General features: G+C 54.5%; 20 protein-coding genes. 10 read left to right on the forward strand and 10 right to left on the reverse strand.

Features of this window, described 5'->3' with window-relative positions; translation table 11 throughout:
* Positions 1-2 precede the first annotated feature (2 nt).
* From RBR41_RS01815 to RBR41_RS01840, 6 genes are all read right to left on the reverse strand, one after another.
* Positions 3-389: a hypothetical protein gene (locus RBR41_RS01815; RefSeq protein WP_320350525.1), complete on the reverse strand. Its 387-nt coding sequence runs from the start codon at positions 387-389 to the stop codon at positions 3-5.
* Positions 346-1230, reverse strand: a complete 885-nt coding sequence (locus RBR41_RS01820) for an HD-GYP domain-containing protein (protein WP_320350830.1) — start codon at positions 1228-1230, stop codon at positions 346-348. Before RBR41_RS01820 ends, RBR41_RS01815 begins: the two co-directional genes overlap by 44 nt.
* Before the next feature lie 213 nt (positions 1231-1443).
* Positions 1444-2667, reverse strand: a complete 1224-nt coding sequence (locus RBR41_RS01825; RefSeq protein ID WP_179979223.1) for an aspartate kinase — start codon at positions 2665-2667, stop codon at positions 1444-1446.
* Positions 2668-2737: 70 nt separating this feature from the next.
* On the reverse strand, positions 2738-3223 hold the full coding sequence (tsaE, locus tag RBR41_RS01830) for a tRNA (adenosine(37)-N6)-threonylcarbamoyltransferase complex ATPase subunit type 1 TsaE (RefSeq protein WP_320350527.1): 486 nt from the start codon (positions 3221-3223) through the stop codon (positions 2738-2740).
* Complete coding sequence (locus RBR41_RS01835; protein ID WP_320350529.1) at positions 3211-4872, reverse strand: NAD(P)H-hydrate dehydratase; 1662 nt, start codon at positions 4870-4872, stop codon at positions 3211-3213. Before RBR41_RS01835 ends, tsaE begins: the two co-directional genes overlap by 13 nt.
* Positions 4872-5243 carry a holo-[acyl-carrier-protein] synthase gene (locus RBR41_RS01840; RefSeq protein WP_320350530.1) on the reverse strand — a complete coding sequence of 124 codons (372 nt, stop codon included), beginning with the start codon at positions 5241-5243 and terminating at the stop codon, positions 4872-4874. The genes RBR41_RS01835 and RBR41_RS01840 overlap by 1 nt, the downstream gene beginning before the upstream one ends.
* A 170-nt stretch (positions 5244-5413) precedes the next feature.
* Between RBR41_RS01840 and RBR41_RS01845 the strand changes: the two genes are divergently transcribed.
* From RBR41_RS01845 to RBR41_RS01875, 7 genes are all read left to right on the forward strand, one after another.
* The gene (locus RBR41_RS01845; protein ID WP_320350532.1) at positions 5414-6748 is read left to right on the forward strand and encodes a UDP-glucose/GDP-mannose dehydrogenase family protein; all 1335 of its coding nucleotides are present in this window, start codon (positions 5414-5416) and stop codon (positions 6746-6748) included.
* A 317-nt stretch (positions 6749-7065) separates the two neighbouring features.
* A complete protein-coding gene (locus RBR41_RS01850) occupies positions 7066-8667 on the forward strand; it encodes a sigma-54 interaction domain-containing protein (protein WP_320350534.1) in 1602 nt (533 codons plus the stop codon).
* Positions 8668-9326: 659 nt separating this feature from the next.
* Entirely contained in the window at positions 9327-10532 is a 1206-nt protein-coding gene (locus RBR41_RS01855) for an ammonium transporter (RefSeq protein ID WP_320350535.1), read from the forward strand.
* A gap of 26 nt (positions 10533-10558) precedes the next feature.
* Positions 10559-10897, forward strand: a complete 339-nt coding sequence (locus RBR41_RS01860; protein ID WP_320350537.1) for a P-II family nitrogen regulator — start codon at positions 10559-10561, stop codon at positions 10895-10897.
* A gap of 54 nt (positions 10898-10951) precedes the next feature.
* Positions 10952-13144, forward strand: a complete 2193-nt coding sequence (locus RBR41_RS01865; protein ID WP_320350539.1) for a glutamine synthetase III — start codon at positions 10952-10954, stop codon at positions 13142-13144.
* Positions 13145-13506: 362 nt separating this feature from the next.
* Positions 13507-14370 (forward strand): diaminopimelate epimerase, encoded by an 864-nt coding sequence (gene dapF / locus RBR41_RS01870; protein ID WP_320350541.1) that lies wholly within the window; start codon positions 13507-13509, stop codon positions 14368-14370.
* A 15-nt stretch (positions 14371-14385) separates the two neighbouring features.
* A complete protein-coding gene (locus tag RBR41_RS01875; RefSeq protein ID WP_320350542.1) occupies positions 14386-15609 on the forward strand; it encodes an LL-diaminopimelate aminotransferase in 1224 nt (407 codons plus the stop codon).
* A gap of 209 nt (positions 15610-15818) precedes the next feature.
* On the opposite strand, the gene RBR41_RS01880 is transcribed toward RBR41_RS01875, so the two are convergent.
* On the reverse strand, positions 15819-16760 hold the full coding sequence (locus RBR41_RS01880) for a DMT family transporter (RefSeq protein WP_320350544.1): 942 nt from the start codon (positions 16758-16760) through the stop codon (positions 15819-15821).
* A 172-nt stretch (positions 16761-16932) separates the two neighbouring features.
* Here RBR41_RS01880 and RBR41_RS01885 point away from each other — a divergent pair, with 172 nt between their 5' ends.
* Entirely contained in the window at positions 16933-18360 is a 1428-nt protein-coding gene (locus tag RBR41_RS01885) for a PLP-dependent aminotransferase family protein (RefSeq protein WP_320350546.1), read from the forward strand.
* Positions 18361-18664: 304 nt separating this feature from the next.
* Here RBR41_RS01885 and gdhA read toward each other — a convergent pair whose 3' ends face one another.
* Together gdhA and RBR41_RS01895 are read right to left on the reverse strand one after the other, a co-directional pair.
* Positions 18665-20014 carry an NADP-specific glutamate dehydrogenase gene (gene gdhA, locus RBR41_RS01890; protein ID WP_320350548.1) on the reverse strand — a complete coding sequence of 450 codons (1350 nt, stop codon included), beginning with the start codon at positions 20012-20014 and terminating at the stop codon, positions 18665-18667.
* Positions 20015-20234: 220 nt separating this feature from the next.
* Entirely contained in the window at positions 20235-21608 is a 1374-nt protein-coding gene (locus RBR41_RS01895; RefSeq protein WP_320350550.1) for an NAD(P)/FAD-dependent oxidoreductase, read from the reverse strand.
* 253 nt (positions 21609-21861) lie between these two features.
* Between RBR41_RS01895 and RBR41_RS01900 the strand changes: the two genes are divergently transcribed.
* A complete protein-coding gene (locus RBR41_RS01900) occupies positions 21862-22959 on the forward strand; it encodes a transglutaminase-like cysteine peptidase (RefSeq protein WP_320350553.1) in 1098 nt (365 codons plus the stop codon).
* 8 nt (positions 22960-22967) lie between these two features.
* Complete coding sequence (locus RBR41_RS01905; RefSeq protein ID WP_320350555.1) at positions 22968-25073, forward strand: HD domain-containing phosphohydrolase; 2106 nt, start codon at positions 22968-22970, stop codon at positions 25071-25073.
* A gap of 112 nt (positions 25074-25185) precedes the next feature.
* On the opposite strand, the gene RBR41_RS01910 is transcribed toward RBR41_RS01905, so the two are convergent.
* On the reverse strand, positions 25186-25854 hold the full coding sequence (locus RBR41_RS01910) for a B3/4 domain-containing protein (protein WP_320350557.1): 669 nt from the start codon (positions 25852-25854) through the stop codon (positions 25186-25188).
* Positions 25855-26063 lie beyond the last annotated feature (209 nt).

Consider the following 26063-nt stretch of genomic DNA (forward strand, 5'->3'; position numbering starts at 1 on the left):
CTTTATTGGAACGCTTGCGACAGAAGCAAGGTGATGTCCATCTGTTCGGCCTCATTGCCTGCCAGAGAACGCTCAATCTCAACTCCCGGCTCTCTGCTCAAATCCAGGGCGTACGGCTTTACGGGTCTGCCCACCGGATCGAAAGCCAGCATGATGCATGGCAGCGCGGGGAAGTTGGGATTGGAGCGGCAAACAACGCCGCGCTCGCCGCTGGACAGCTGCACTGGTGTACCCACAGGGTAGATTCCCATCATTTTGATAAAGCGCTCAACATATCCGGGGGCCCAGGCCTGTCCCCGCATTTTGTACATGAGGGCCAATGCCACATTGGCTGGCATGGGCGTTTTATACACTCTTCGGGCTGAAAGGGCGTCGTAGTTGTCGCTCACGGAAAGAATGCGGCCATAAATGCCTATTTTTTTTTCCGGACAGACCATACGGATAGCCTGTGCCATTGTGCCGTTCATGATGCTGCACGACACCCTGCAGAACTTCAGGCCGCACGTTTTCGACCTTTTTGAGATGATTGTAACCAAGCAGCACATGAGACTGCATGATCTCCTGCTCGTTGGGTAGAAGCCGACGTGGTGCGTTGAGAATTTCCTGTGGCACAAAAGCTTTGCCAAAGTCATGTAAAAGACTGGACATGCCAACAAGATGCAGGTTGTCTTCTGATAGTCCGAGATAATGGGCGTACGCAACAGCGAAAATGGTTACATTAACCGAGTGCGTGTAGGTGTATTCGTCCGAGCTTTTAAGCTTTGACAAGGAGATGAGCGCGTCAACATTGCGGTTGAGACTGTTGACAATGGACTCCACATATGGCTGGGATGCCGCAACGTCTATGGCGCCGCCCTGAGCGGCCTGCATCAGGCTTTTAACATGCTCGAAAGAATCCGAATAGATGGCTTTGGCCTGAGGCATCTCCTCATCCAGAGAAACCAGTGAGGTGCGGGGATCGGGCCAGTCCGAAAAGTCATCATCACCGTTTGCCAAACCGCCCGGATGGTCAGCATCGGGGTCTTTTGCAAAGCTGTCCATTTGACGGAAACGGCTGGGGTCATGGTACGCTTCTGCAAAACCCTGCCTGACGATAGTATCTATTTCTTCCTGCGAAGTAATAAGCCCCTCTTGCATATACAAAAGGGGAGCTCTAAGCCAGGAAATACCCGGATTAACAATAAACATCCCTGGCTTGAGCTCAGTAATAATTATTTTTACTGGATCCATAGCCACGAAAGCCTCTCTATGTCCGGGTCACTGCGACATGACCCGGATATACACGTCTGGAGTAAAGACTCACTAGCGTTATCATTGAAATCAATCTGACGGTTGCGCGAGCAAGGCCTGCCATAAATGGGCAAATTCGGCCTGTCAGATCTGTTATCGCCACCACAGGGGGGGCGTCAGCTTTGAACGGTATGTATTCAAAGCTGATATCCTCTAGCCGATATCCCAGTCAAGGCCGAAAGTGTCGTGCAGTATGCGTACTGCCAGCTCAACGTACTTTTCCTGAATCAAAATGGTGATCTTGATTTCGGAAGTGCTGATCATAAGAATATTGATGCCTTCCTGCGTAAGGGCGGCAAATGTGCGGGCCGCGACGCCGGAATGGTTGCGCATGCCAACACCAATGGCCGAAACCTTGGCCACGCTCACATCGTGCAGAACTTCGGATGCGCCGGTTTTTTCGGCAACTTCTTTCATCACCGCCAGAGTTTGCTGCAGATCTTTGCGCGAAATGGTGAAGGTGATGTCCGTATGACCGTCCAGGCTGGTGTTCTGAACAATCATGTCGACCAGAATGCCTTTTTCAGAGAGCGGCCCGAACACGGCAGCGGCCATTCCAGGTACATCGGGCAGATCGCGCATGGTTACGCGGGCTTGATCTTTATCATAGGCAATGCCGGAAACAAGAACGGCTTCCATGCTGGAATCCTCCTGAGTAACAAGGGTGCCGGGATCACTGCTGAATGTGGAGCGCACCCGCACGGGAACTTTGTATTTTTTGGCAAATTCCACCGAACGTATGTGCAGAACCTTGGCCCCCATGCTGGCCATTTCCAGCATTTCTTCATAGGCGACGCGGTCCATTTTACGGGCGGTTGAGCAGATGTTGGGGTCAGTGGTATAGACGCCGTCAACATCTGTATAAATTTCGCATTCGACTGATCCCAGAGCCGCAGCCAAAGCCACAGCCGAAGTGTCGGATCCGCCGCGACCGAGGGTGGTTATGCGGCCGTCTTCAGTGCAACCCTGAAAACCCGCCACCACAAGCACATCGTAGTCTTCCAGAAAAGCGTACAGAGCTTTGCTGTTTATGGAGCGGATACGCGCGCGGCCGAAGTCTTCGTCAGTGGTAATGGGTATCTGCCAGCCCAGCAGGGATCTGGCACGAATTCCCGCATCCTTGAGCAGCATGGTAAACAGGCTGATGGAAACCTGTTCGCCTGTGGCCACAAGCGCGTCGCATTCGGCTTTGTCCGGCGTGCCCGACCATTCATCGGCAAGCGCTAAAAGGTGATTGGTTTCGCCAGACCTGGCTGACAATACGGCTATAACCTTGTTGCCTTGAGCGAGGCCGTGCAGAACTTTTTCCCGCACCTGCTTCATGCACTCAAGTCTGGCCACAGAGGTGCCGCCGAACTTTTGTACTAAAATTTTCATGCCTGTATCCATTGCCCACTATCCTTAAAGAGTACAACAGGCCAGCCGCATAGACGGCCGGGCCCCAGCCTCAGGCTTTGCGCATGGGCCATTGACCGCGCAAATGACGCAACAAAGCTTCGGCTCGGGAGCCGTGCGCCTGTATCGTCAGTAATCGATGTTCTTCGCATGCCTTTAATGTGATGTCCAGATATTCTTCGGGTCTGTCCTGCTCGGGCAGCAATTCAGACCATTCAACTATATTTAAAACCTTCGGATTATCCAGCGCGTCAAAAAGTTCCTCCGGCAAAGATCCGGCACAACGGTATAGATCACAATGCAGGACTGGTGGTACTGTTGCATAATGGTTGCATAGAGTAAAAGAGGGGCTTGACACTTCCGCTTCTGAACCTCCCGGTAAAGACAGCACCATAAAACGTGTCAGCGTTGTTTTTCCGCTGCCAAGGTCGCCATGCAACAGAAGCGTTCTTGTTTTTGCATCGCCACTTACTGCCGCTACAAGCATTTCGGCAAAGCGGGCTGTATCCTCAAGGCTGTAGAGTATTATCTGGGCCATGCAAAAGTATCTTCCTTGTCTTGCTGTACGGTGTGAAGCACGTGGGGCAGGGCATCTGCTGTCGCTGTTGGAGTGTTTCCGCGCAGGGGCCATTGCACGGCCAGACTGCGCCCGGCCAGGGCGTGCAGGGCTACGCCCATGCCTGCCGCCAGCAGGGAAGGATGACAGTCCCAGGGCAGGGCAGCGCTGCATTCACGCAGAACATCCGCCCGTGAAGCGAGCAGTCCGCCTATGCAGCCCGCCAGCACATCGCCTGACCCGCCCACAGCCAATTGCGGGACATCATACGGGCAAATCAATGTGGGGCCAGTTGATTGCCGCACCATGGTGCCTGCCCCTTTAAGCACAGCAACGCCGCAACTTGCGGCGCACAGTTTATCCAGGGCCGCCCACCGATCGCCCTGAACACATTGGGCCGATTGGCCAAGAAGCATGCCCGCCTCGCCGGGGTGCGGCGTAAGGACGTCTTCTTTGCGGATTTTATCCAGCAACTTGGGTTCATACGAAAGCAGGGCCAAGGCATCGGCATCAAAAACAGTCGGCGGCCGGTGTGCTTCCAGCAGGGCATGCAGAAATTTTGCAGCGTCTTTATCTCGTCCCATTCCGGGGCCGATGACCACGGCGGTACAGGTATCCATCAAGGAGCAAAGTCTGGTTGAAATGGCAGACGGCCAATGGGGCCCAGTGTTCTCCAGGGCCAGGGTCATGATTTCAGGCCAGCCGCACTTGATGTCGGTAATGGCATCAGCGGGAGCGGCCACGGTCACCAGTCCCGCGCCAGTTCGCAGAGCCGCGCGGGCGGCAAGGTGGGCTGCGCCTCCGTAGCCAGGCGCACCGCCCAGAATCAGGACATGGCCAAAAGTATTTTTAAAGCTGTTCTCAGGCAGGCCGGACGGCAGCGCAAGGGGCGCAAGGCAGTGCCCGTCAAGCAGATAACCGGAACAGTGCGCGCCATCGCGCACCCTTGCGGGTATGCCGATATCGCGCACATGCACGGATCCTGTCCATTGTCGGCTCCAGGGCAGGGCCAGGCCGGGTTTTCCAGCCGCAAAGCAGACCGTGCATGTTGCCCGTACCGCAAGCGGCATGGGCTTGCCCGTGCAGGCGTCCAGCCCCGAAGGAATGTCCAGGGACAGTACCAAACGCCCCGGCGCGAGTTCATTTATGGCTTCAACAAGGGACAAGGCGTCCTCACGCAGTGGCCCGCGAAAACCGGTGCCAAGCAGGCCGTCAACAATAAGATGCGGCAGATCATACTGCGGCAGATTCCAGCGGTTTTGTTTGAAGCGCAGTTGGTAAAAGGGTACGCCAGCGGCCTTGGCCACCTTCATGTGCCGGGCGCTGGCCCCTTTGTGCTGGCTTTGCGCCTTTGTATGCAGCACCAGAGGTTTCGCACCTGCGTCAAGGAGGTAGCGCGCAAGGCAGACCGCATCGCCCCCGTTATTGCCGTTTCCCATAAATAACCAGACAGTCTTGCCCGCAATATCCGGGCAATGGCGGCACAAGACGACAAAAGCCTCACGTGCGGCGTTTTCCATCAAGAGCATTTCGGGAAGCCCAAGAGCTTCCGCGCCCGCATCCCATGCGCGAATCTCCTGAGGAAAGGGCAGAGGGGGCAAGAGAAAGCGGGATGTGGATGAATAACTCATTAGCTCTCCAAAACCACCACGGCCACAGCCGAAGAACGGTCATGGCTGATGGATACGTGGCAGCGGGTAACGCCCATGGCCTGGGCCTGTTGCAATGCCTCGCCGTGCAGCAACAAGTTCGGCTTGCCGCCCGGGCCGGAAACAGTCTCAACCTGAGCAGGCCCGATGCCCTGGCTGAACCCCGTGCCCAGGGCCTTGACGGCTGCCTCTTTGGCGGCAAAACGCCCGGCCACGTAATTGAGAGGATGCCCCGGCATGCCAGCCAGTTCTTCCGGCCCCAGAATCTTTTCGGCAAAACGCAGACCAAAGCGGCCAAGACTTTTTTCTATGCGGGCAAGCTCAACGATATCGATGCCCATACCTACTATCATTTTATCCCCATTGCTGCGCAAAGGTTTGTGTGCCGGGACTATTGGGGCAGGAGGTCTGGTTGCCCAATGAAAAAAAATATCGTATATGCAGCCACTCGACGAATTATTTTGACCCGTTCCCGGTTGTAACGTCAAGGGTGCGGTCTGTTTTAATACAGGGAGAATACTACATGAAATTGTGCATTGTCGGCACCGGCTATGTGGGCCTGGTGAGTGCCGCCTGCTTCGCTGAAATGGGCAATACCGTGAGCTGCGTTGATGTTAACCCTGCTGTAGTGGACAAGCTGAACGCTGGTTCTGTCCATATTTTTGAGCCCGGCCTTGAGCCCATGGTGCGCCACAGCCGTGCCGATGGCCGACTGACCTTCACCACCTCGCTTGCGGAAGGCATTGCAGAAGCCGATTGCGCGTTTATTTGCGTAGGTACGCCGCCCCAGCCCGATGGTTCTTGCGATCTGAGCTATGTTCGCCAGGTGGCCAGCGAGATCGGCCAGCATATGCAGAAAAGCATGGTCGTTGTGGACAAATCCACAGTGCCGGTGGGCACGGCGGATGAGGTGCGAGGCCTTATTGAAAAAGAACTGACCAAGCGTGGTGTGGATCTGCATGTTGATGTGGTTTCAAACCCCGAATTTTTGAAAGAGGGCGACGCCATTTCTGACTTCATGAAGCCCGACCGCGTGGTCATTGGCACGGATTCGGAAAATGCCGCCGCGCTTATGCGCGAACTTTACGCGCCTTTTGCCCGCACCCGCGACAAAATCATTGTCATGGGCGTGCGCAGCGCTGAAATGACCAAGTATGCCGCCAACTGCATGCTGGCCACAAAAATTTCATTTATCAATGAAATCGCCACCATTTGCACGCAGGTCGGGGCGGACGTGCGTGACGTGCGCACCGGGATCGGTTCTGATTCCCGCATCGGCTACCAGTTCATATATCCTGGCGTAGGGTATGGCGGTTCATGCTTTCCCAAGGATGTGAAGGCGCTTATCCGTACTGCTGAAAATGCGGGCGTAAGGCCGGAACTGCTCAATGCCGTTGAAGCTGTGAACGCCAGGCAGAAAAAGTATATGGCCAGCCGAGTTGAAGAATATTTTGCGCCTCAGGGCGGCGTGGCGGGCAAGACCCTGGCCATGTGGGGTCTGGCCTTCAAGGCAAATACCGATGATATGCGTGAAGCAGCCGCCATTACCATTATCAACGAACTGACATCCCGAGGGATGAAAATCAGGGCTTTTGACCCTGTTGCCGCCGAAAATGCCCGAGCGATTTTTGCCGATAACAAGCTGGTGGAAATTGTGGACGACCAGTATGCGACCTGCCAGGGCGCGCAGGCGCTGATGGTCGTGACCGAATGGAACCAGTTCCGCAACCCGGATTTTGCAAAAGTTCGCTCCCTTTTGACCGCGCCCCTGCTTTTTGACGGGCGCAACCTGTATTCACCGACCACGATGGCTGCCCATGGCTTTGCCTATTTCTGCATTGGAAGGGCAAATGCCTAGCTGGCAAAGAATTGGCATATGAAGGCTGTGTAGCTGTCAAAAGGGCTGATCGTCATGTTCAGCCCTTTTTTAGGTTTTTCGTCAGGGTGTCCCCTAGAGCATTTTACTTTGAAAAAGTGTAAATGCTCTAACGCTGCACTTTCGTGCAGCGCGCCACAACGTGGCGTGGATTCAGCCGAAAATCGCATTTTTCGGCTGAATGAAAACTTTGAAATGAGAAGCATTTCAAAGTTGCTCTGCCTAGTGTCCTGGGTAGAGCCATTTCGCCCTACCTTTGACCAATTGCATGGCCCGCATTGGTGGAGTATATTTGGCACATGAGCAAAACCACTCCTTCCCCCCAAGAAAGCGTCAGTCAAGCGCTTTCTCTTTCTAATCCTGCGGGCGACCTCCATGAGCAGCAACTCAAGCTGCTTTATGATCTCGCCGAAGTGGTTAATACCACTACAGATCTTGTGCAGGCGCTGAATAAGGCTCTTATGCTTATGGCGGGCCATCTTCATATGATGCGCGGCGCCATCACGCTCATATCTCCCCATACAGGTGAAATACGGACTGAAGCGGCCTATGGCCTCAAGCCTGCCGAGCTGCGTCGCGGTCGTTACGTGCGCGGCGAGGGGATCACGGGCCGGGTTATTGAAAGTGGCCGCCCCATGTATATTTCCAATGTGTCTGAAGAACCGCTTTTTCTTAACCGCACCCGCTCGCGGGACTTGGGTAAAGAAGGGATATCCTTCCTCTGTGTTCCCATACGGCTCAATGATCAGGTGGTGGGCGCGCTGTCAGTTGACCATTTGCTGGTGGATGAGGCAACGCTTGAAGATGAAATGCGCCTTTTGACTATTGTCTCCACCCTGCTGGGGCATTCTGCCCTGGAAACTCAGGGAAGGATGGATGAAGAGACATCATCACCATTACGCCCCAGGGGATTTGTCGGCAATTCAGAAGGAATGCAAAAGGTTTATGCGCAGATAGCACAGGTTGCGCCATCAGCTACAACGGTTTTTTTGCAGGGTGAATCAGGAACAGGCAAGGAGTTGGCGGCACGGGCCATACACGTTGGCAGCGCTCGCGCCAGCAAGCCCTTTATTTCGCTCAACTGCGCGGCCTTGCCTGAAAGCCTCATTGAAAGCGAACTCTTCGGGCACGAGCGCGGCGCGTTCACAGGGGCCAATGCAACCCGCAAGGGCCGCTTTGAACTGGCCAACGGCGGCACGCTGTTTCTGGACGAAGTCGGCGAACTTTCGCTCATGACGCAGGCCAAACTTCTGCGGGTTTTACAGGAAAGAGCTTTTGAACGTCTGGGCGGTATGGAAACGCATTATGTTGATGTGCGTTTCATCACCGCAACCAACCGAAATCTTGAACACATGGTCAATCAGGAAACGTTCCGTCGGGACCTCTTTTATCGCCTCAATGTTTTTCCCATATACCTGCCTCCGCTGCGTGGCCGTCCAGAGGATATCCTGCCTCTTGCCAACCACTTCATCAAAAAGTTTGCGCAGACCAATGGGCGCGAAAATGTGCGCCTTTCCCTGGCCGTTATGGATATGCTGCAACGCTATGCCTGGCCTGGCAATATCCGTGAACTGGAAAACGTAATGGAGCGGGCAGTGCTTCTTCTTGGCCGTGAAGGCCTGGTGCTGCCCCAGCACTTGCCGCCCGCTTTGCACGGTGCCCACTGTACCACTGTAAACGGAGAAAATGTGTGCACTCTGCGGCCGGGATTTTCCGGCAGCTTGCAGGATCAGTTGGACGAGCTGGAGCGGGCCTCCATTGTGGAAGCTCTTGAGTTCAGCCAGGGCCAGATGGGCAAGGCCGCCGCCAGCCTTGGGCTGACCGAAAGAATAATGGCCTTGCGCATGAAAAAATATGGCATCAATTACAAGGAGTTCCGGCTTAAGCGGGAGCGCATGTAAAATACTTGCGACAAAGTCTTTGCCTGCTTGTATGTATTGATATTTTTTTTCATGAAAATAGACCGTTACAAGAATTTTGCCGTGTTTTTCCCCTTGGTGTGAGAAGCCAGCGCATCGTCCTCCTGCCGAGAAAATCTACGTTTTTGTAATTTTAATAAGCCATCGTGCTCACACACATGATAAGCCTGAAACAGCTTGCTGCTTCAGGCTTATCACATTTTTTGGGCAGAACACGCCCTTTTGCAAGTTAAAATCTACAAAAACGTATATTTTTTAAAAATTAATATAATCACATGATATTATTATATTTTATTAAATCATCTCATTTTAGGTCAGTGGCCCATTGGCTGGCGATAATTTTTTTCTACAAAATTGTATAAAAATGACAGATAAAGAGGGCGATCAAGAGGAGAAAGATCGTAGGTAGAGAAAAAATATTAATAAATAGTAGTGTGTTATTTTAAGTTACGCAGGTGGTTTTCGCCTTTGGCATGGATAATGCCTAAGTGGGTATGTACTGGCAACGGCAGTGTGTCGTTGTGGCGGATCTGGCGCCGATCCGCCGAAGAGGTTCAGTCAACACGGTTCGCCGATGCTGCATCAACAGAAGATTTTCACACGATGCAGCCAGGTTGGCCGTAAAGATCAAGGATGCCCGTATGAACGCCTCGGATACCGCATTTATCATCATCTGCGCCACTATGGTCATGCTAATGACCCCGGCTCTGGCCCTTTTTTACGGTGGTTTGGTTCGCGCACGCAACGTACTTTCCACACATATGCACAGCTATGCCTGTTTGGGACTTATCTCTGTCCTGTGGGCCTTCGTGGGGTACACCCTGGCTTTTGGCGACGACGTGGGCGGACTGATCGGCAACCTCAATTATCTCTTTCTGAAGGGAGTCGGCGGTGAATCCGCCCCCATGGCCCCTCAATTGCCGCACACTGTTTTCATGGGTTTTCAGTGCATGTTCGCGGTACTTACCGTTGCCCTGATTTCAGGCGCGTACGCTGAACGCATCCGTTTTTCCGCCATGCTCCTTTTTTCCGGACTTTGGCTCATATGCGTCTATGCCCCCATGGCTCACTGGGTGTGGGGCGGCGGCTGGATGGGCTCCATGGGCGCTCTTGACTTCGCGGGCGGCGCGGTTGTCCACATGTCTTCTGGTGCTGCGGCCCTGGCCTGCGCTCAGGCTCTTGGCCCGCGGTTGTCCACTGGAACGCAGCACAGCCCGCACAGTCTGCCCCTTACCCTGCTTGGCGGCGGCATCCTCTGGTTCGGCTGGTTCGGTTTCAATGCGGGCAGCGCCCTGGCCGCCGGCGCACTTGCCGGCCAGGCTCTGGTAACGACACATATGGCCTCTGCCTGCGGTATTCTCGGCTGGATGCTCATCGAATGGAAGCACACTGGCAAGCCCACGAGCCTTGGCGCAATATCGGGCGCGCTGGCCGGGCTGGTAGCCATCACACCTGGCGCGGGCTATGTCGAAGTTCTGCCCGCCATGCTTATCGGATTCGTTGGTGGTCTTGTGTGCTACGGCGGCGTGTTCATGAAGGGCAAGCTTGGCTATGACGATGCCCTTGACGTGGTCGGCATTCACGGTCTTGGGGGCACATGGGGCGCGCTTGCAACCGGTCTTTTCGCCAGCGCCGCCATCAACAATGTGGATGGACTCTTTTATGGCAATCCCCGTCAGGCCTGGATTCAGGTTGTCTCCATCATCAGCACCTGGGTATTCGTCTACATTGCCACTCGCGTAATCCTTTATGTCGTGGACGCTCTCGTCGGCCTGCGCATCGCGCCTGAAGAAGAATTTACGGGCCTTGATCTCGGCGAACATAACGAACGCGGCTACAATATGTAAGGCTTGCCGAAAAAAGGAACATCAGAATGAAAAAGCTAGAAATTATCATCCGGCCCGGCATGTTTGAAAAAGTCAGGGATATACTCTCAGAATTGGGAATCCATGGCCTCAATTACACTGAAATCAAGGGGTTTGGGCGGCAGCGCGGGCATACAGAAGTGTACAGGGGAAACATCATGCAAGTAGATTGCCTCCCCAAGGTAAAAGTTGAAATCGTACTGCATGAGGACATGCTGGAGTCTGTACTCAATGCGGTAATGAACACGGCCAGAACAGGCCAGGTTGGCGACGGCAAGATTTTCATCAGTGATGTGGAGGATGCCATCCGCATCCGTACGGGCGAACGTGGCGATGCGGCTCTGTAAGAGTTGCCCCCCCAATGAAACCAAATTTTGTTTAAAGGATAAAGGAGAAAACGTATGAGTTCCCCCCGTAAAAAGGCTTTGTTCAAGGCTATAAACACCGCCCCTGTCATGCCCTCCAGCAAGGATGAATGCGGGTGCGGCGCTGAAGAAGGTTTTGGCCGCTACGTGTTCGGCCTTTCCACCATGCGCAAGCGTCTGCCCAAGGATGTTTACCGCAAGCTGGCCAAGACCATTCGCGACGGTGAACGCCTGAACCCCGAAATCGCTGATGTCGTGGCCAATGCCATGAAAGACTGGGCCATCGAAAATGGTGCAACCCACTACACGCACTGGTTCCATCCCATGACCGGCCTCACGGCTGAAAAGCACGACGCTTTTTTGTCGCCCACGTCCGATGGTCAGGTTATCAGCGAGTTTTCAGGCAAGATGCTTATCAGCGGCGAGCCTGACGCGTCTTCCTTCCCGTCCGGCGGCATTCGCTCAACCTTTGAGGCCCGCGGCTACACAGCGTGGGACCCCTCTGTTCCCGTGTTCATTATTCCCGCACCCTACGGGGCCACACTGCACATCCCCACGTACTTCTATTCGTATTCCGGTGAAGCCCTGGACCGCAAGATTCCTCTGCTGCGCTCCATCTCGGCTCTGTCCAGGCAGGCGCTGCGCGTTCTGCGTCTGTTTGGCAACCAGTCGGCCAGCTATGTGCGGGCCATGGTAGGCCCGGAACAAGAGTATTTTCTGGTGGATAAAAACCTTGCGGCCCTGCGTCCCGACCTCATGCTGGCAGGCCGTACCCTGTTGGGTGCGCCTTCTCCCAAGGGTCAGGAAATGGAAGACCATTACTTTGGCGCCATTCCCGGTCGTGTCATGAGCTTCATGCAGGACGTGGAAAAAGAGCTGCTGGCTCTGGGTATTCCCGCCAAAACCAGGCACAACGAAGTGGCCCCCGGCCAGTTCGAGCTTGCGCCCGTGTATGAAGAGGCAAATATCGCCTGCGACCATAACATGCTTACCATGAATATGATGCGTCACCTGGCGGGCAGGCATGGTTTTATCTGCCTGTTGCATGAAAAACCCTTTGCGGGCGTCAACGGCAGCGGCAAGCACAATAACTGGTCCATGGGAGACTCCGAAGGCCAGAATCTGCTCAACCCCGGCACGACGCCTCAGGACAATGCGCAGTTCCTGGTCTTTTTGGCCGCCGTCCTGCGTGCGGTGCACAAGCACAGCACGGCGCTGCGCCTCGGCACTGTGGGCGCGGGCAACGACCATCGCCTTGGCGCCAACGAAGCGCCCCCGGCTATCCTGTCCGTGTATCTTGGCGAGCAGCTGACCGACGTGCTCGAAGGCATAATGAATGGACGCGGCTCAAAGAACAAGAAGAGCGGCTTTATGGAAGTCGGCGTGTCGACACTGCCGCCCCTGCCTGTGGATCTTGCCGACCGCAACCGCACGAGCCCCTTTGCCTTCACCGGCAACAAGTTTGAATTCCGCGCGGTTGGTTCTTCACAGTCCGTGGCGCCCGTGAACATTGTGCTCAACGCCGCTGTGGCCTGCGCTCTGGACGACATTGCCACCGAGCTCGAGGCTTCCGTTTCTGCCGGGACGAATTTGAACACCGCCCTGCAGGAATTGCTGCCCCGTCTCTTTAAAGAGCATATGCCTGTGGTGTTCAACGGCAACGGCTATGCCGAATCCTGGGCTGAGGAAGCTGCCCGTCGCGGCCTCCCCAACCACAACAATACCGTCACGGCTCTGGAGCACTACAGTGATCCGGACGTCATGAATGTTTTCCTGCGTCATGGCATCCTTACTGAACGCGAAATTCTTTCGCGCCAGGAAATCCTGCTTGAAAACTACTGCAAAACCATCTGCATCGAGGGCAACCTCATGCTTGATATGCTGCGTACCTCAGTGCTGCCCCAGTGCGTAGTGGCTCAGGCCAATGCCGCTGACGCTGTGCTCAAAACCCGTGCCGTGCTTGGTGAAAAGGGCGCTGCTGCTGAAGAAGCCTCCTTCAACACCCTGCGGGGTCATGTTGTAGCTCTGCAACAGGGCGTTGCCGAACTGGAAGCGGCCATTGCCAAGACCCACAAAACGTATGGTGCGCTTGAAGAAGCCAAGGCCGCGCGTGACTGCATCCTTACGGCCATGCACAAGTGTCGCGAACATGCCGATGCCCTTGAATGCATGGTGGACGACACCTTGTGGGTGCTGCCCAAGTATGCGGAACTGTTGTGGGTGCATTAGGCAGCAACGTCGATGCACAGTGAGCGTCTCATACCGTTCAACCGCACGGAGGACAGTGACGCGTAGCGCTTTTCCAGAAAGTTGATGACAGGAGTCTCATCCCGGGGGGGAAGGTGGTCTCCCTGTCATCGGCCCTTGCGGCAAGCCGCAGGGAGCCACGGGCCTCGCCGTTCGCCGCAACGGACGGCGAAGGCCGGTGGCCACAAGGTGGAGAGTCTGGCGGCTCTCCACCTTTTATGTGGCGTCGTAAGCCCTATATTTACTTTTATTTTGAATCAGAATAATTTGGGTATTGAGTATATAGTCAATAATGTTCATTCGGGGCTTTGTTCGCTTTTGATTTGACAGGAAAGGAGAAATATATGGCTGCCGCATTGCGCTTTACAAAGATGCAGGGCATCGGCAATGATTATGTCTATGTCAATGGCTTTGAAGAGCGCGTTGATAGTCCTGGCGAACTCGCCCGGACAATTAGCAACCGCAATTTTGGCGTTGGCTCTGATGGGCTTGTGCTCATTTTACCCTCGGCATCAGCCGATGTACGTATGCGCATGTTCAATGCTGACGGGTCTGAGGCGGAAATGTGCGGAAATGCCGTGCGTTGCGTTGGCAAATACGTGTACGACCACGGTATCCAGGTTAAAGACGTGATCACGGTCGAGACAGGCGCAGGCGTGAAGGTTGTGCGTCTGCTGTTCGAGGCTGGCGAAGTCTGCGGCGCTACCGTTGACATGGGCGAACCCGAACTGACCCCTTCAAGAATCCCCGTGCTTACAGAGGCATCGCCAGACGGCGGCCAGCAGCGCTTTGTGGCGCACCCCGTGGATGTGAACGGCCAGTTGTATGAAATCACCGCCGTGTCCATGGGCAACCCGCATGCCGTTATATTCATGAAGGGCATTGATGATCTGGACTTGCCCCGTATGGGGCCGAGTTTTGAACACCACCCCCTGTTCCCCAAGCGCACGAACACGGAATTTGTCGAGGTTCTTTCATCCACCAGGGTGCGCATGCGTGTTTGGGAGCGCGGCGCGGGAGAAACGCTGGCCTGCGGTACAGGCGCGTGCGCCGTTGCCGTGGCCTGCGTGCTCAATGGCTATACCGGGCGCGACGTTGAGGTGGAACTCAAGGGCGGAACGCTGAAAATCCATTGGGATGAAAGCAGCAACCACGTACACATGACCGGCGGGGCTGTAACCGTCTTTGCCGGAGAATATTATATCTGATCACAGGGGCCACAAATGACTACCGTAAATAGCAATTTTCTCAAGCTGCAAAGCAACTACCTTTTTGCCGACATTGCCCGCAAGGTGGCTGCCTTCAAGGAGGCGAACCCCGACAAGCGTGTCATCAGTCTGGGTATTGGCGACGTTACGCGCCCCCTTGTGCCCGCCGTTATCAACGCGCTGCACAAGGCTGTGGATGAAATGGGCGATGCCGCGCATTTTCATGGTTACGGGCCAGAACAGGGGTATGCCTTTTTACGCGACATTATTGTCGAGTATGATTACAAGGCCCGTGGTGTGAACCTGAGTGCCGATGAAGTTTTTGTCAGTGACGGTGCCAAGCCCGATGTGGGCAATTTTCAGGAGCTTTTTGCCCAGGACAGCCTCGTGGCTGTCACCGACCCCGTGTATCCCGTTTATGTTGACTCCAATGTGATGGCTGGCCGATCCGGTGAAATGGAAGGCAAGCAGTGGAGCAACATTGTCTATCTGCCATGCGTTAAGGAAAACGACTTTGTGCCCGATTTTCCCAAGGTGCGGCCGGATCTGATCTACCTTTGCTATCCCAATAACCCCACAGGGACGGTGCTTTCACGGGCGGCCCTGCAGGGCTGGGTTGACTATGCCCGGCGCGAAGGCTGCGTCATCATGTATGATTCTGCCTACGAGGCCTTTATCACTGACCCTGATGTGCCGCACAGCATCTATGAGCTTGAGGGCGCGCAGGAAGTGGCCGTAGAGTTTCGCAGTTTCTCAAAAACGGCCGGATTTACCGGCCTGCGTTGCGCCTATACCGTGGTGCCCAAGGCCTTGCAGATCAGCGACGGCAAGGGTGGCAAGGTCAGCCTCAATGCGCTGTGGAATCGCCGCCAGTGCACCAAGTATAACGGCTGCCCCTATATTGTTCAGCGCGCGGCCGAGGCTGTGTACAGCGAACAGGGGCACAAGGAAATCATGGGGGTGATCGCAGGATATCAGCGTAATGCCGACATGTTGCGCACTGCCGTGAGCGAAATGGGCCTTTCCGTGTATGGCGGCGTGAACGCTCCCTATATATGGGTGCGCGTGCCCAGCGACACGGATTCCTGGGGATTCTTTGACAGATTATTGCAGGTTGCCCTGATCTGCACACCTGGCGCAGGCTTTGGCGCTTCCGGCGAAGGCTATGTGCGCCTGACCGCCTTTGGTTCGCCCGAAGATACGGAAGAGGCCATCAAACGGCTTAGCGGTCTGTGCTGATACGGGACGCCCCGCATAAGGCCGACCGAATTTTCAAAAACCAGAAACCACCCGCAATTTGCGGGTGGTTTCTGGTTTTCTGGTCATCAAGTGAAATGGCTGCACTTGCAGCTATCATTTTGAGCAGGTTGCCGGTTTTTTGCTTTGCTTCCAGATCCAAGCAGGGCGAAGATTTTTATGCTGCCCAGCACTCATTGGCGCAGGATGGTTTAAACATGCTTTTTTGAGGAAGTCCTGATGGGCGATATTCTTGTACCCGGCAGTGCGTCAGAGGCACAGGAAAAGAATATCCCTGTTAAAACAAAGAGAAGTCCAATCCAATGTATAAGCTCTATGTGTTCGTGCAAGACAAGCCAGGAAAAAACGATGCTGCTTAACGGCACAAATCCCGTAAACGATCCAGCCACTCCGGCAGGCACTTCGGCTACGCCTTTGAACCAGAACACATACGAAAGAAAAGAAACAAAGAAGCCATAGTATGCCAGACATACTATTGACGGTATGTTCATGCGCGCAAAATCATAGCCAGCCGCATCATACAGCGCCAAGGGCAAAAGGCAGGTAAATGCGTACAGAGTGACTATGGTTGTTCTGAGCAGTGCGGACTTGGGCTGGCACAGGGATTTACTCATGACCGAAAACAGGGATTCACACAGGATCGCCGCCAGCACAAGGCAGTTCCCAAGCAGGGTGGACCCGGCCTCCACTGAATTTTCAAGAAATGGCATGATATTCATGGCAGTGATGCCTATGGAAACACAGGCAGCGCCAGCAAGCCGGGAACCAGGTAGCTTTTCGCGCAACAGCAGTACCGCAAAAAAAGCTATAAGCACCGGGGCCGTGCTGCCAATCAGACCAGCCGCTGTCGCTGAGGTGTGCTTTAACCCCCAGAACATGAAAATGCGGTAAAGCACAACACCGCAAAGCCCTTGCGCAAAAAGAATCATGTGCGTTTTACGGTTTGAGGGCCACGCATTTTTATGTCGACGCAGTGCGGGGAAAAGCAGAAATGGGAGGCTGAAGGCAATGCCCAGTTCTGCGCCCAAAAAAATGGGAATGTCCGAAACGATTATTTTGCCAGCCACCACCGCGCTGCCCGCAATGGTCATCGCCATGGCAAGGTAGCAGTACGCTTTCATCTGTCTGTTCATTTTTCACCTGACACAGTTGGTTGACTACCTTCCAGATCCCCAATGGCTGATTTTCGAGCCATTGCGGTAAGGCTTCTTGCTCTTGACCTGATCTGCATATATTTATAAAAAATGGTATTTAACAGAGCCACTTTTTATAGAATATTGTCAGACCACTTTTTCAGGAGAACATATGTGGTTCATGCCAGATAAAAAATGCAGGGTGCCTGTTTCACGACAGCTATATGAAAAAATTAAGTTTTTTATCCTTTCTGGGGCGTTGCGTGAAAAGGAAAAACTGCCTTCCAGCAGGGCGCTCGGCAAAGACCTGAACATCGCGCGAAGCACTGTTCTGGAAGCCTATGATCAGTTGATTGCGGAAGGCTATCTGGAAACCCGTCAGGGGTCAGGTACAACGGTTGCGCGGGGCATTGTCGCCATGGCGAGCACGCATGTTGCCGATGCTCCAGCCCGGCTCCGGCCTGATGAGCGGCACACTGGCAAAGAGCAGAACAGCGAAATTATCAGCTTTCGTTCAGGTATCCCGGACCTGAATGCCTTCCCCAAGGGGGACTGGGCAAAAATTTACGCCCGCGTCAGCGAATCATTGCCTTCAGCCTCTTTCCGCTATGGCGACTCGGAAGGCGTATGGGACTTGCGCGAGGCCATTGCAGCATATCTTTTCAGGATGCGGGGAATCAGGGTGTCACCGCACCGTGTCATGATAACGTCAGGTTCTACACAGGGATTGAGTCTTGTGGCGCGATTGCTGCGCAAAAAAGGGGATGTCGTCTTTGTGGAAGATCCCGCGCATACAGGAATGGCGGCGGTAGTGACGCGCGCCGGGCTGCGCGTGCAGGGGATTGGCGTGGATGCACAAGGCATGGATGTGTCGTCCTTACAGAAATTTCTTGCAGCGCCCAGGCCGGATGTGGCTTTTGTATATACGACGCCATCCCATCAATACCCTCTGGGCGCGATTTTACCCATTCAGCGGCGTCAGGCCCTTGTACGTTTTGCCCGCGAAATGTCATGCGCCGTGGTTGAAGACGATTACGACAGCGAGTTTCGCTACGAGGGCGCGCCCACAAGTGCGCTTTATGAACTTGATCCTGAAATGGTGATCTATCTGGGTTCTTTCAGTAAAATTCTTGCCCCGGCCTTGCGCCTCGGATTTGCCATCATACCAGAGAGTATGATGGACGACTGGAAAAGAGAAAAAAAATATATGGATGTGCATACCGATGCTCTTTCGCAGTATGCCCTTGCAGCATTCATCAGCAAGGGCGGACTTGAGCGGCACATCTGGAAAATGAAAAAAATCTACGCCCGTAAAAGAAGCCATTTGCTGCAGTGTCTGGCAAAAAACTTTGGCAGTGGGGTGACAGTCAAAGGGCAGGCGACGGGTCTTCATCTTGTGGCCAGCTTTTCAGACATTGTGTTTACAGATGCAGTGACGGAAACACTTTATGGCAAGGGAGTGAAGGTGCACCCGGTTGAGCGCTATTGCCTGAGCGCTAACGGCAGCCATGCCCACGAGATAATCCTTGGCTATTCGCACTTAACGCATGAAGAAATTTCACGCGGGCTTGAAATCATCAAAAAAACACTGCACCCCTAACAGCTGGTGCAATAAAACTCGCATTGGCGTATGCGGTGACGCGGTACAGATACCGGAGCAGATAAATTTTACAGGGTGGGATGCCTTGAGGACAAAGTTTTTGCTACCCCTTCAAATCAGAAAAGCCATTGTATTTACCAAGGTACAATAAGAGTTTTAGGGGGAGGGGGCGTGGGGGAGGCGACCCTTTTACAAAAGGGTCCCTCCCCCACAAATCAGTTCAAAGTGACATCGCTCATATACCAAAAGCCGGAAGCCCCGTGGAGCCTCCGGCTTTTACAATCCGTGCTATGGGGGCTGGCTGCTAGACGCCCTGTGCCACCATGGCATCAGCCACCTTACAGAAGCCCGCGATGTTCGCGCCAACAACGAGGTTGCCGGGCACGCCGAATTCCGCAGCCGTTTCAGCGGCGCTCATAAAGATATTATTCATGATCTGGCGAAGCTTGTTGTCCACAGCGTCAAAGGACCAGCTTTGCATGCTGGCATTCTGGGCCATTTCAAGCTGGCTTGTGGCAACGCCGCCCGCATTGGCCGCCTTGGCGGGGCCGTAACAAATGCCCGCATCAAGGAAGGCGTGCATGGCATCCAGGGTGGAGGGCATGTTTGCGCCTTCAGCCACGCACTGGCAGCCATTGGCAAGCAGTACCTTGGCGTCTTCAAGGTTCAGTTCGTTCTGCGTCGCGCAGGGAAAGGCCGCAAAGCAGGGTACTGACCACACGGCATTGCGTCCTTCAGGATAGCTGCTCACCGGGGTGTATACGGCGGAAGGGACTATTTCCGCGTAGCGGCTCAAGGATGCGCGCTCAATTTCTTTGACCTGCTTGAGCACGTCCACCTTGATGCCTTCAGGATCATGAATCATGCCGCGCGAGTCAGACACGGTGACGGGCTTGGCGCCGACCTGATAGAGCTTTTCGCAGCAATAGATGGCCACGTTGCCAGCGCCGGAAACCACGCAAGTTCTGTCTTCAAGGCTTTTACCCCTGGCGTCGAGCATGCTCTGCGCAAAGTAAACCGCCCCGTATCCCGTAGCTTCAGTACGCACCAATGAACCGCCAAAAAGCAGATTCTTGCCCGTAAGCACGCCTTCGTAGCTGTGTGTAAGGCGCTTGTACTGGCCGTAAAGATAGCTCACTTCCCGTCCGCCCACGCCGATGTCACCAGCGGGCACGTCAACGGTGGCTCCAATATGATGGAACAATTCGCTCATGAAAGCCTGGCAAAAACGCATGACTTCCATATCAGATTTGCCCTTGGGGTCGAAATCCGCGCCACCTTTGGCGCCGCCGATGGCAAGGCCAGTGAGGGAGTTTTTGAAAATCTGCTCAAACCCCAGAAATTTCAGTATTCCCTGATTCACGCTGGGGTGAAAACGCAGGCCGCCCTTGTAGGGGCCAATGGCAGAATTGTATTGGATGCGGAAACCTTTATTGACCTGAACCTGGCCGTTGTCATCGACCCACTGCACACGAAAAGAAACGGTGCGTTCTGGCTCAACAAGGCGCTCAAGGATTTTAAAGCGCTCGTATTGAGGATTTTTGTCCAATACGGGCTGCAAACTGTGCAGCACTTCTTGTACAGCTTGAAGGAATACGGGCTCGTAGGCATATCTGTCCTGAAGATTGCTTATTACGCGCTGCACGTAGGACATCATCGTTCTCCTTGTGGGGGATGGGTCAGGATTACGCTATAAAAAACCACTCTGATTTTTTGGCGGGAAAAATTGTTACGCTAACTTAACTACGTCTGACAAGGCTTTTGGCATCCAAAATTGCGTAAATATAAAAAACACGTCAGCGGCGTCACGATTTTGGAGGATAAACCCGCAACATAAAATCGAGACGCCGCTGAAGCGCTCTGTGCGTGAGCCATCAATCAATTGTCTGGCGTGGGGCCTCCAGAGCCGAGTGCAAAATTTCATCCAGAGTTGGATGCGCGAACATGAAGGAGTGCAGGCGTTCCTCGCAATACTGGCCGATCAGCAATAGCTGGGCCACGGTCACAAGGTGGGAAACACCGTGTCCCAAAGCGGCGATTCCCGCAATTGAGCCATTGCGCCATATGACTTTTACAAATCCGCAGGCATCTCCGCCTGCCTGGGCGATGGCATTGGACATCAACTGAGCGCGAGACACCATAACTTCGCCGCCTTCCGCCAGGGCCTGACGTTCCGTCATGCCCACCCGCATGATTTCAAGGCTGCCGTAAACGCATGACGGCACAGGGCCGGATGCGTAGGGATCGGGGTCTTTCTCAAGAATGTGCCGCGCAACGTAGTCGCCCTGATGTTCGGCGGCATGGGCCAGCAGGGTCTGCCCGTTCACGTCGCCGATGGCATATACGGCGGGAGCGGCCATGAGATATTCGTTAACGCTCACAAAACCGCGCGGATTTAATGTGCATCCGGCTTTTTCAGCGCAAAGACTGTCTGTATTGGGCGTACGGCCCACAGCCACAAGGGCTTTTTCAGCCCGCAGCTCGCTGCCGTCTTCAAGGGTGAGCACAGCTTGACCGTCACGGGTGAGCAACGAGGACGCCTTGATCCCGCAAATGCAGGTAATGCCCGTTTTACCGAGAAGCTTTTGCATCTCGACGCCTATATCAGTATCTTCAGTGGGGGCAATGTGTGAAGCGGCTTCCACTATTGTCACCTTGCAACCCATGGCGTTGAAAAAATCGGCCATTTCAAGGCCAATGGCTCCTGCGCCAACGACAATAAGGCTTTCGGGCACCGCAGGTATGGCAAGCATGTCCGTACTGTCCAGCACGGATTCATGATCGGGGCTAAGCCCGGGAAAAGCCGCAGAGCGCGAACCCGTGGCCAGAATGATATGGCGGGCCTCAAGGGTGGCGCTGACAGCGCCGTCTGCGTCAAGAATTTCCACAAGGTGTGGGCCTGCGCAGCGGCCACGTCCATTGAACAAAACAGCTCCAGCCTGCTCAAGCCCCTTGGCCAAAGTCTGAGCGGAGCCTCGCGTAAACCGCTGGATGCGCTTTTGCAATGCGTCGTAATCTATATCAATGGCGCCTTTGGCCACACGCTGGCGCTCGAGGCCGCGCAGCAGCCCTTTGGGGGCGGTAGCGCCCAGCAGCATCTTTGTGGGTATGCACCCGCAGTTCAGGCACACGCCGCCCCAATGGGCGCTTTCAACAATGGCGACGCTTGCGCCGCCATTGGTCAGAACGCGGGCGGCTTTTACTCCGCCAGGGCCGCCGCCAATAATGACTACATCAAATTTGTTCATATTTTTCTCCGCCATGCTTTCTGTTGTCCAGGATTACAATGAATCTGACCCTCAACCATGTGCAGCCGAAAAAATCTATACCATCTGCGGGGTAAAGGTCCAATGCAAAGATGCCGAAGTATGGCCAGCAGGCTAAAACAAATACCGGGTTTCAACGGCGAAAGCCTTTTTTGCATCTGGACGCGACAACCAGTACAATATAGTTTACAAAAAAAGCCGACATTTTAGTGTAACCCCACCGTAACATCCCTACATGAAAAATAACCGTCGACTGCGTAATTCTCTGATAATAGCCCTGTCTGTGACAGTGGTATTTCTGCTGGCGGCCTTTGCCTGGCGGCACTTTACCCCTGCTTCCGCCAATGCAGGCGCACGCACGGGCACGACGTTTGTTGCCGGTGGTCTTGTTGGCGACGATTACGCCCCAGACCGTCCCATAACGACGACGTTTGACAGGGTCGACCAGCTGGAGCCCGCTCCGCAGAATACGCCTGGCAGACAGGTTCCGCCGCGTCCTTCTGTCCGACGGGCTGACCAGACAGATATTGAAAGCCCCACGCCGCCGCTTGAAGAGGATGCCGCAGGGGATGACGCGCTTGCCGCCACGCAGGATGAAAGCAATGCTTCCCTCCCAGATGTGGGCGCGGATGCGGATAAAACTGCCCCTGGGGATGCCGCATCAGGTGCGCAAGCCCCGTCAGACGTTAGGGACGAGACGACCGCACCCGCCTCGGATGCGGCGTCAAAATCGCCTGCCAAACCTGCAGACATAAAGTCCGGCACGTCCGGGGCCAAGGTTCAGCTTTTTGGGACTGTGGAGTTCAAACGTCCGCTGTCTTCCTTGCCAAACTGGCTTGATCTGCTCAAGCGCAATGCAAAAGACCCCATCTTTATTCCAGGCAAATATTTTAAAAAAAATGTCACCTGGGATGGTTTTAAGGAAAAAGTGCAGGGCAAGAGCCCCATGGATCTTCTGCGTCATGTCAACTCATTCTGGAATACCTGGCCCTACAAGGAAGATATCGTTAACTGGGGTGTTGAGGATTACTGGGCCATACCGGCTGAGTTTCTGAAAAAATCTGGCGATTGTGAAGATTACGCAATAGTCAAGTATTTTATGCTTAAAGAGCTTGGCATATCACGCGAGAACATGCGCATCGTGGTCGTTCGCGATACCGTGCGAAACATGGCACACGCCGTTCTGGCTGTATACATGGACGGCGACGCCTATATACTTGATAATCTCAGTAATGCCGTTTTGTCCCACAGCCGGATCAGGCAGTACAGTCCGCAGTATTCGGTGAATGAAGTGGGCCGCTGGGCGCACCTGAAAGGTCGCAAAGTAAAGTAGGTAACATTATGAAGATGCAGGAAATGGACGCCCAAAGCGTGGCCAGCAAGTACCGCCTGAAAAAAGCCGTAATTGCAGCGGTCAGCCTGGCGCTTTTCGCCGTGGCCGCCGCTGTGGCGTATGTGTTGTGCACGCTTCAGATCCGAAATGTCTCGCAGGAAATCCTGAATAATCAGCGCGACATGGAGCAGGTCTGGATGGACAAGTCTCTAGAGGCCATCCATTCATGGCACAATGGTCTTGCAGAACAGTCGCGTTTTATCAGCTCGGCTGAAATGTTTCGACTTTTTGCTGTCGATGTTTCTAACCTTGGGGCAGACGGCGCCATAAGGCTCACGGCTCCCGATGCGGAATCAAGCAGTGACGAGGCCCTGCACTCGCTGGCCGAGCAGCTGCCCTACATGCAGGACCTTCTGCGTGATTTTGTCCGCAGCAGGCAGTGGATAGCAGCCCGTATTGTCATGCCCAATGGCCAGCCCCTGATTGCGCAGGAACATGATGGTCCCTTAACGGAAATGCAAACGGAACTGGTACGCGAAGCAATGACCGACAAGGCTCTGACCTTTAGCCCTGTGCGCGTTCTTGGGCAGAACCTTGTCATTGACATGGTTGATCCGCTCTACGAAGTCCTGGGGCAGGGCAGCACCAAACCTGTTGCGGCTCTGCTGGCCACAATTCCCGTGGACAGGGCCCTGGTGTCCTTTCTGTCGCTGAGTCAGGAGCAGCATCGGGAAATCCGTCCCTGCATTGTGCAGAGTGAAGGCAATGCCCTACAGGGCATCAGCCTGCGTGGCGGCAAGGCTGAGTTGCTCCCGACAGGGGCGCAGATGGATAAAAGCAGCCTCACGTTCAAGCGCAGACCGGGCATTGGGGAACAGGGCGAAGTGTATTCCCTGGGCAGCTATGTCAGCGGACTCGACTGGTGGGTTGTTCTGGAAGTTCCTGCCAGTGAAGTTGATGCGGTGCTGAAGAATCAGGCTCATCAGATTTACGGCCTCGGCATTCTCGGCAGCCTGGGCTCAGCCCTGCTGGTTGCCTTTGTGTGGGCCAGCATAGCGGGGCGCGCCTACCGCACAACCGCCAATCATTTTATGCGCCTCTACCTCCTTATTCGCCAGCAAAAGCTTATGCTGGACAGCGTAAACGCCTCACTCCAGGCGGGTCTGCTGATGATCAACAGCCAGGGTCAGGTACAGATGTGCAACCCTGCCTTTAACGCCATCGTGGGAAAGTCTGAACAAGATATCGCTGGCTGCGGCGTTGCTGACCTGCTGCCGCCTGACGCTGCCGCAACCTTGCTGCAAGGCATGGATAGGGTGGCGGCTAACAAGACCGAAGGCAGCATAGAGATATCGCTCGATCAGCCGCAGGGATTCCGTTTGTACCGGGTAACGCTTTTTCCCTTTGAAGACAGGTTGCAGATGGAATCGCCTGTTTCAGGCGGATGCGTGGGTATTTTTCAGGACATCACGGAATTCCGGCGCAGGGCAGAAGCCGCCCGTGAGCGGCAGGCCAGCAGTACTGCGGCATTGGTGCGTGCCATTGAAAGCGTGGATGTGAACCTTATTGGGCATTCGCAGAAAATGGAGCAGGTGGTGGAACTTCTGTGCACAACCATGGAACTTTCCAATGAAAATAAAGAAACACTGCGCCTCGCGGCCCGCCTCTCTCAGGTCGGCAAGATTTTTGTGCCTCACCAACTGCTGACCAAGACAGGCAAGCTTACACCGGAAGAGCAGAGTGAAGTCATGCGGGCGCCAGAATACGCCCACAGGGTATTGCAGGATTTGCAGTTCGGCCTGCCAGTGCCCGATGCCGTTTACCAGATGGGAGAGCGGCTTGACGGCACCGGGCAGCCGCGTAAGCTGCGCGGCGACGAAATCACGCCCAACGCGCGCATCCTGGCCGTGGTCAACGCTTTTTGCGCCATGGTCAGCCCGCGTTCCTACCGGGCGGGCATGGAACCGCAGGAGGCTATCACGTTGCTCAAACGCGATCCGGGCTTTGACCAGGACGTTGTGGCAAAGCTGGCGGCCTTGTCCAATGACAGTTTGAAACAAGCCATTTTTGCCGGAGCGGATGTTTCTTCAAACCCTGTTCGCAGTGAGGTGTAGCGCGATCAGGGCAAGTTTTATACAATTGAAAAAGATGCGCTGGAGGCCTTTTGGGATGCTTCCGGCGCATCTTTTGTTTCATATTCAAAAGCTCGCCATAACCATTGCCACATCAAATAACAGTGACAAGCGGCTCCCCAACACAAGCGTAACGGTTGAAGCAGCGCTTTGCCAGATCAAGGCAGTCGGTCAGCGCCTCAAGGCCTGAAAAAGAATAAATAACAGTAATTGCCTTCCTGGTGCCGTCAGTGATCATTGCCCGTGTCGAATCGCTGGTGGGGCTGCCAAAGGGGCCTGAGTCATCGGCCAGCACCGGCATGTTTTCAAGGGTCATGCCTGATTTGCCAATACCGGCGTAGCCTTCGCCCGGCTGCCCCAAGCGTAACACAATTTTTTGTCCTATATGCGCGGCGTCGTATGACCCCAGCGAAAAACCCGTTTCAAGCGACACCAGATTGTTGGCGTCAACCAGAGAATTAATCTGGTACAGGGCTTTTCCCTGGCGAACGCGCCGGTACAGGGCTTCGGATGAAATCCTGTGCCTGCCCGGATCAATGCCAAAGGCTTTATAGGCTGCGCGGGCCTGGGCAATGTTGGGCATGTCTGGAAGGGCTGTGGAGGCAAGCTTTTGCTCCAGCAACGGAGCAAAGGTTTTTTCATAGAAATCCCAGAGATCCTGATTTTTGGGACAGACGTCAACCGAGTAGCAGAGGCAGCCCACATGCGTCGCAGGCCAGGCAGTCTTGAGGTTTTCGTCAATGCTGATAGTTGGCATGGCCATGCGATATCTCCCTGTTCCTGGAGGCATTACCACCCTGGAATTTTTTTGAGTGATGCAAACGTCGGGCATCATCCTCGTTTTATGTCCCTTCGGCAAGAAGGCATATTGGGGCATGGCGCAGGGGCAGCACGGCTGGCATCCCCGCTGGTTACAGGAAAATACTGTGTAGCCACGCGCATAGGGCCGGTTTGAATGTGAAAAGAATTTTT

This window comes from Desulfovibrio sp. (assembly GCF_034006445.1).
GTDB lineage: Bacteria > Desulfobacterota > Desulfovibrionia > Desulfovibrionales > Desulfovibrionaceae > Desulfovibrio.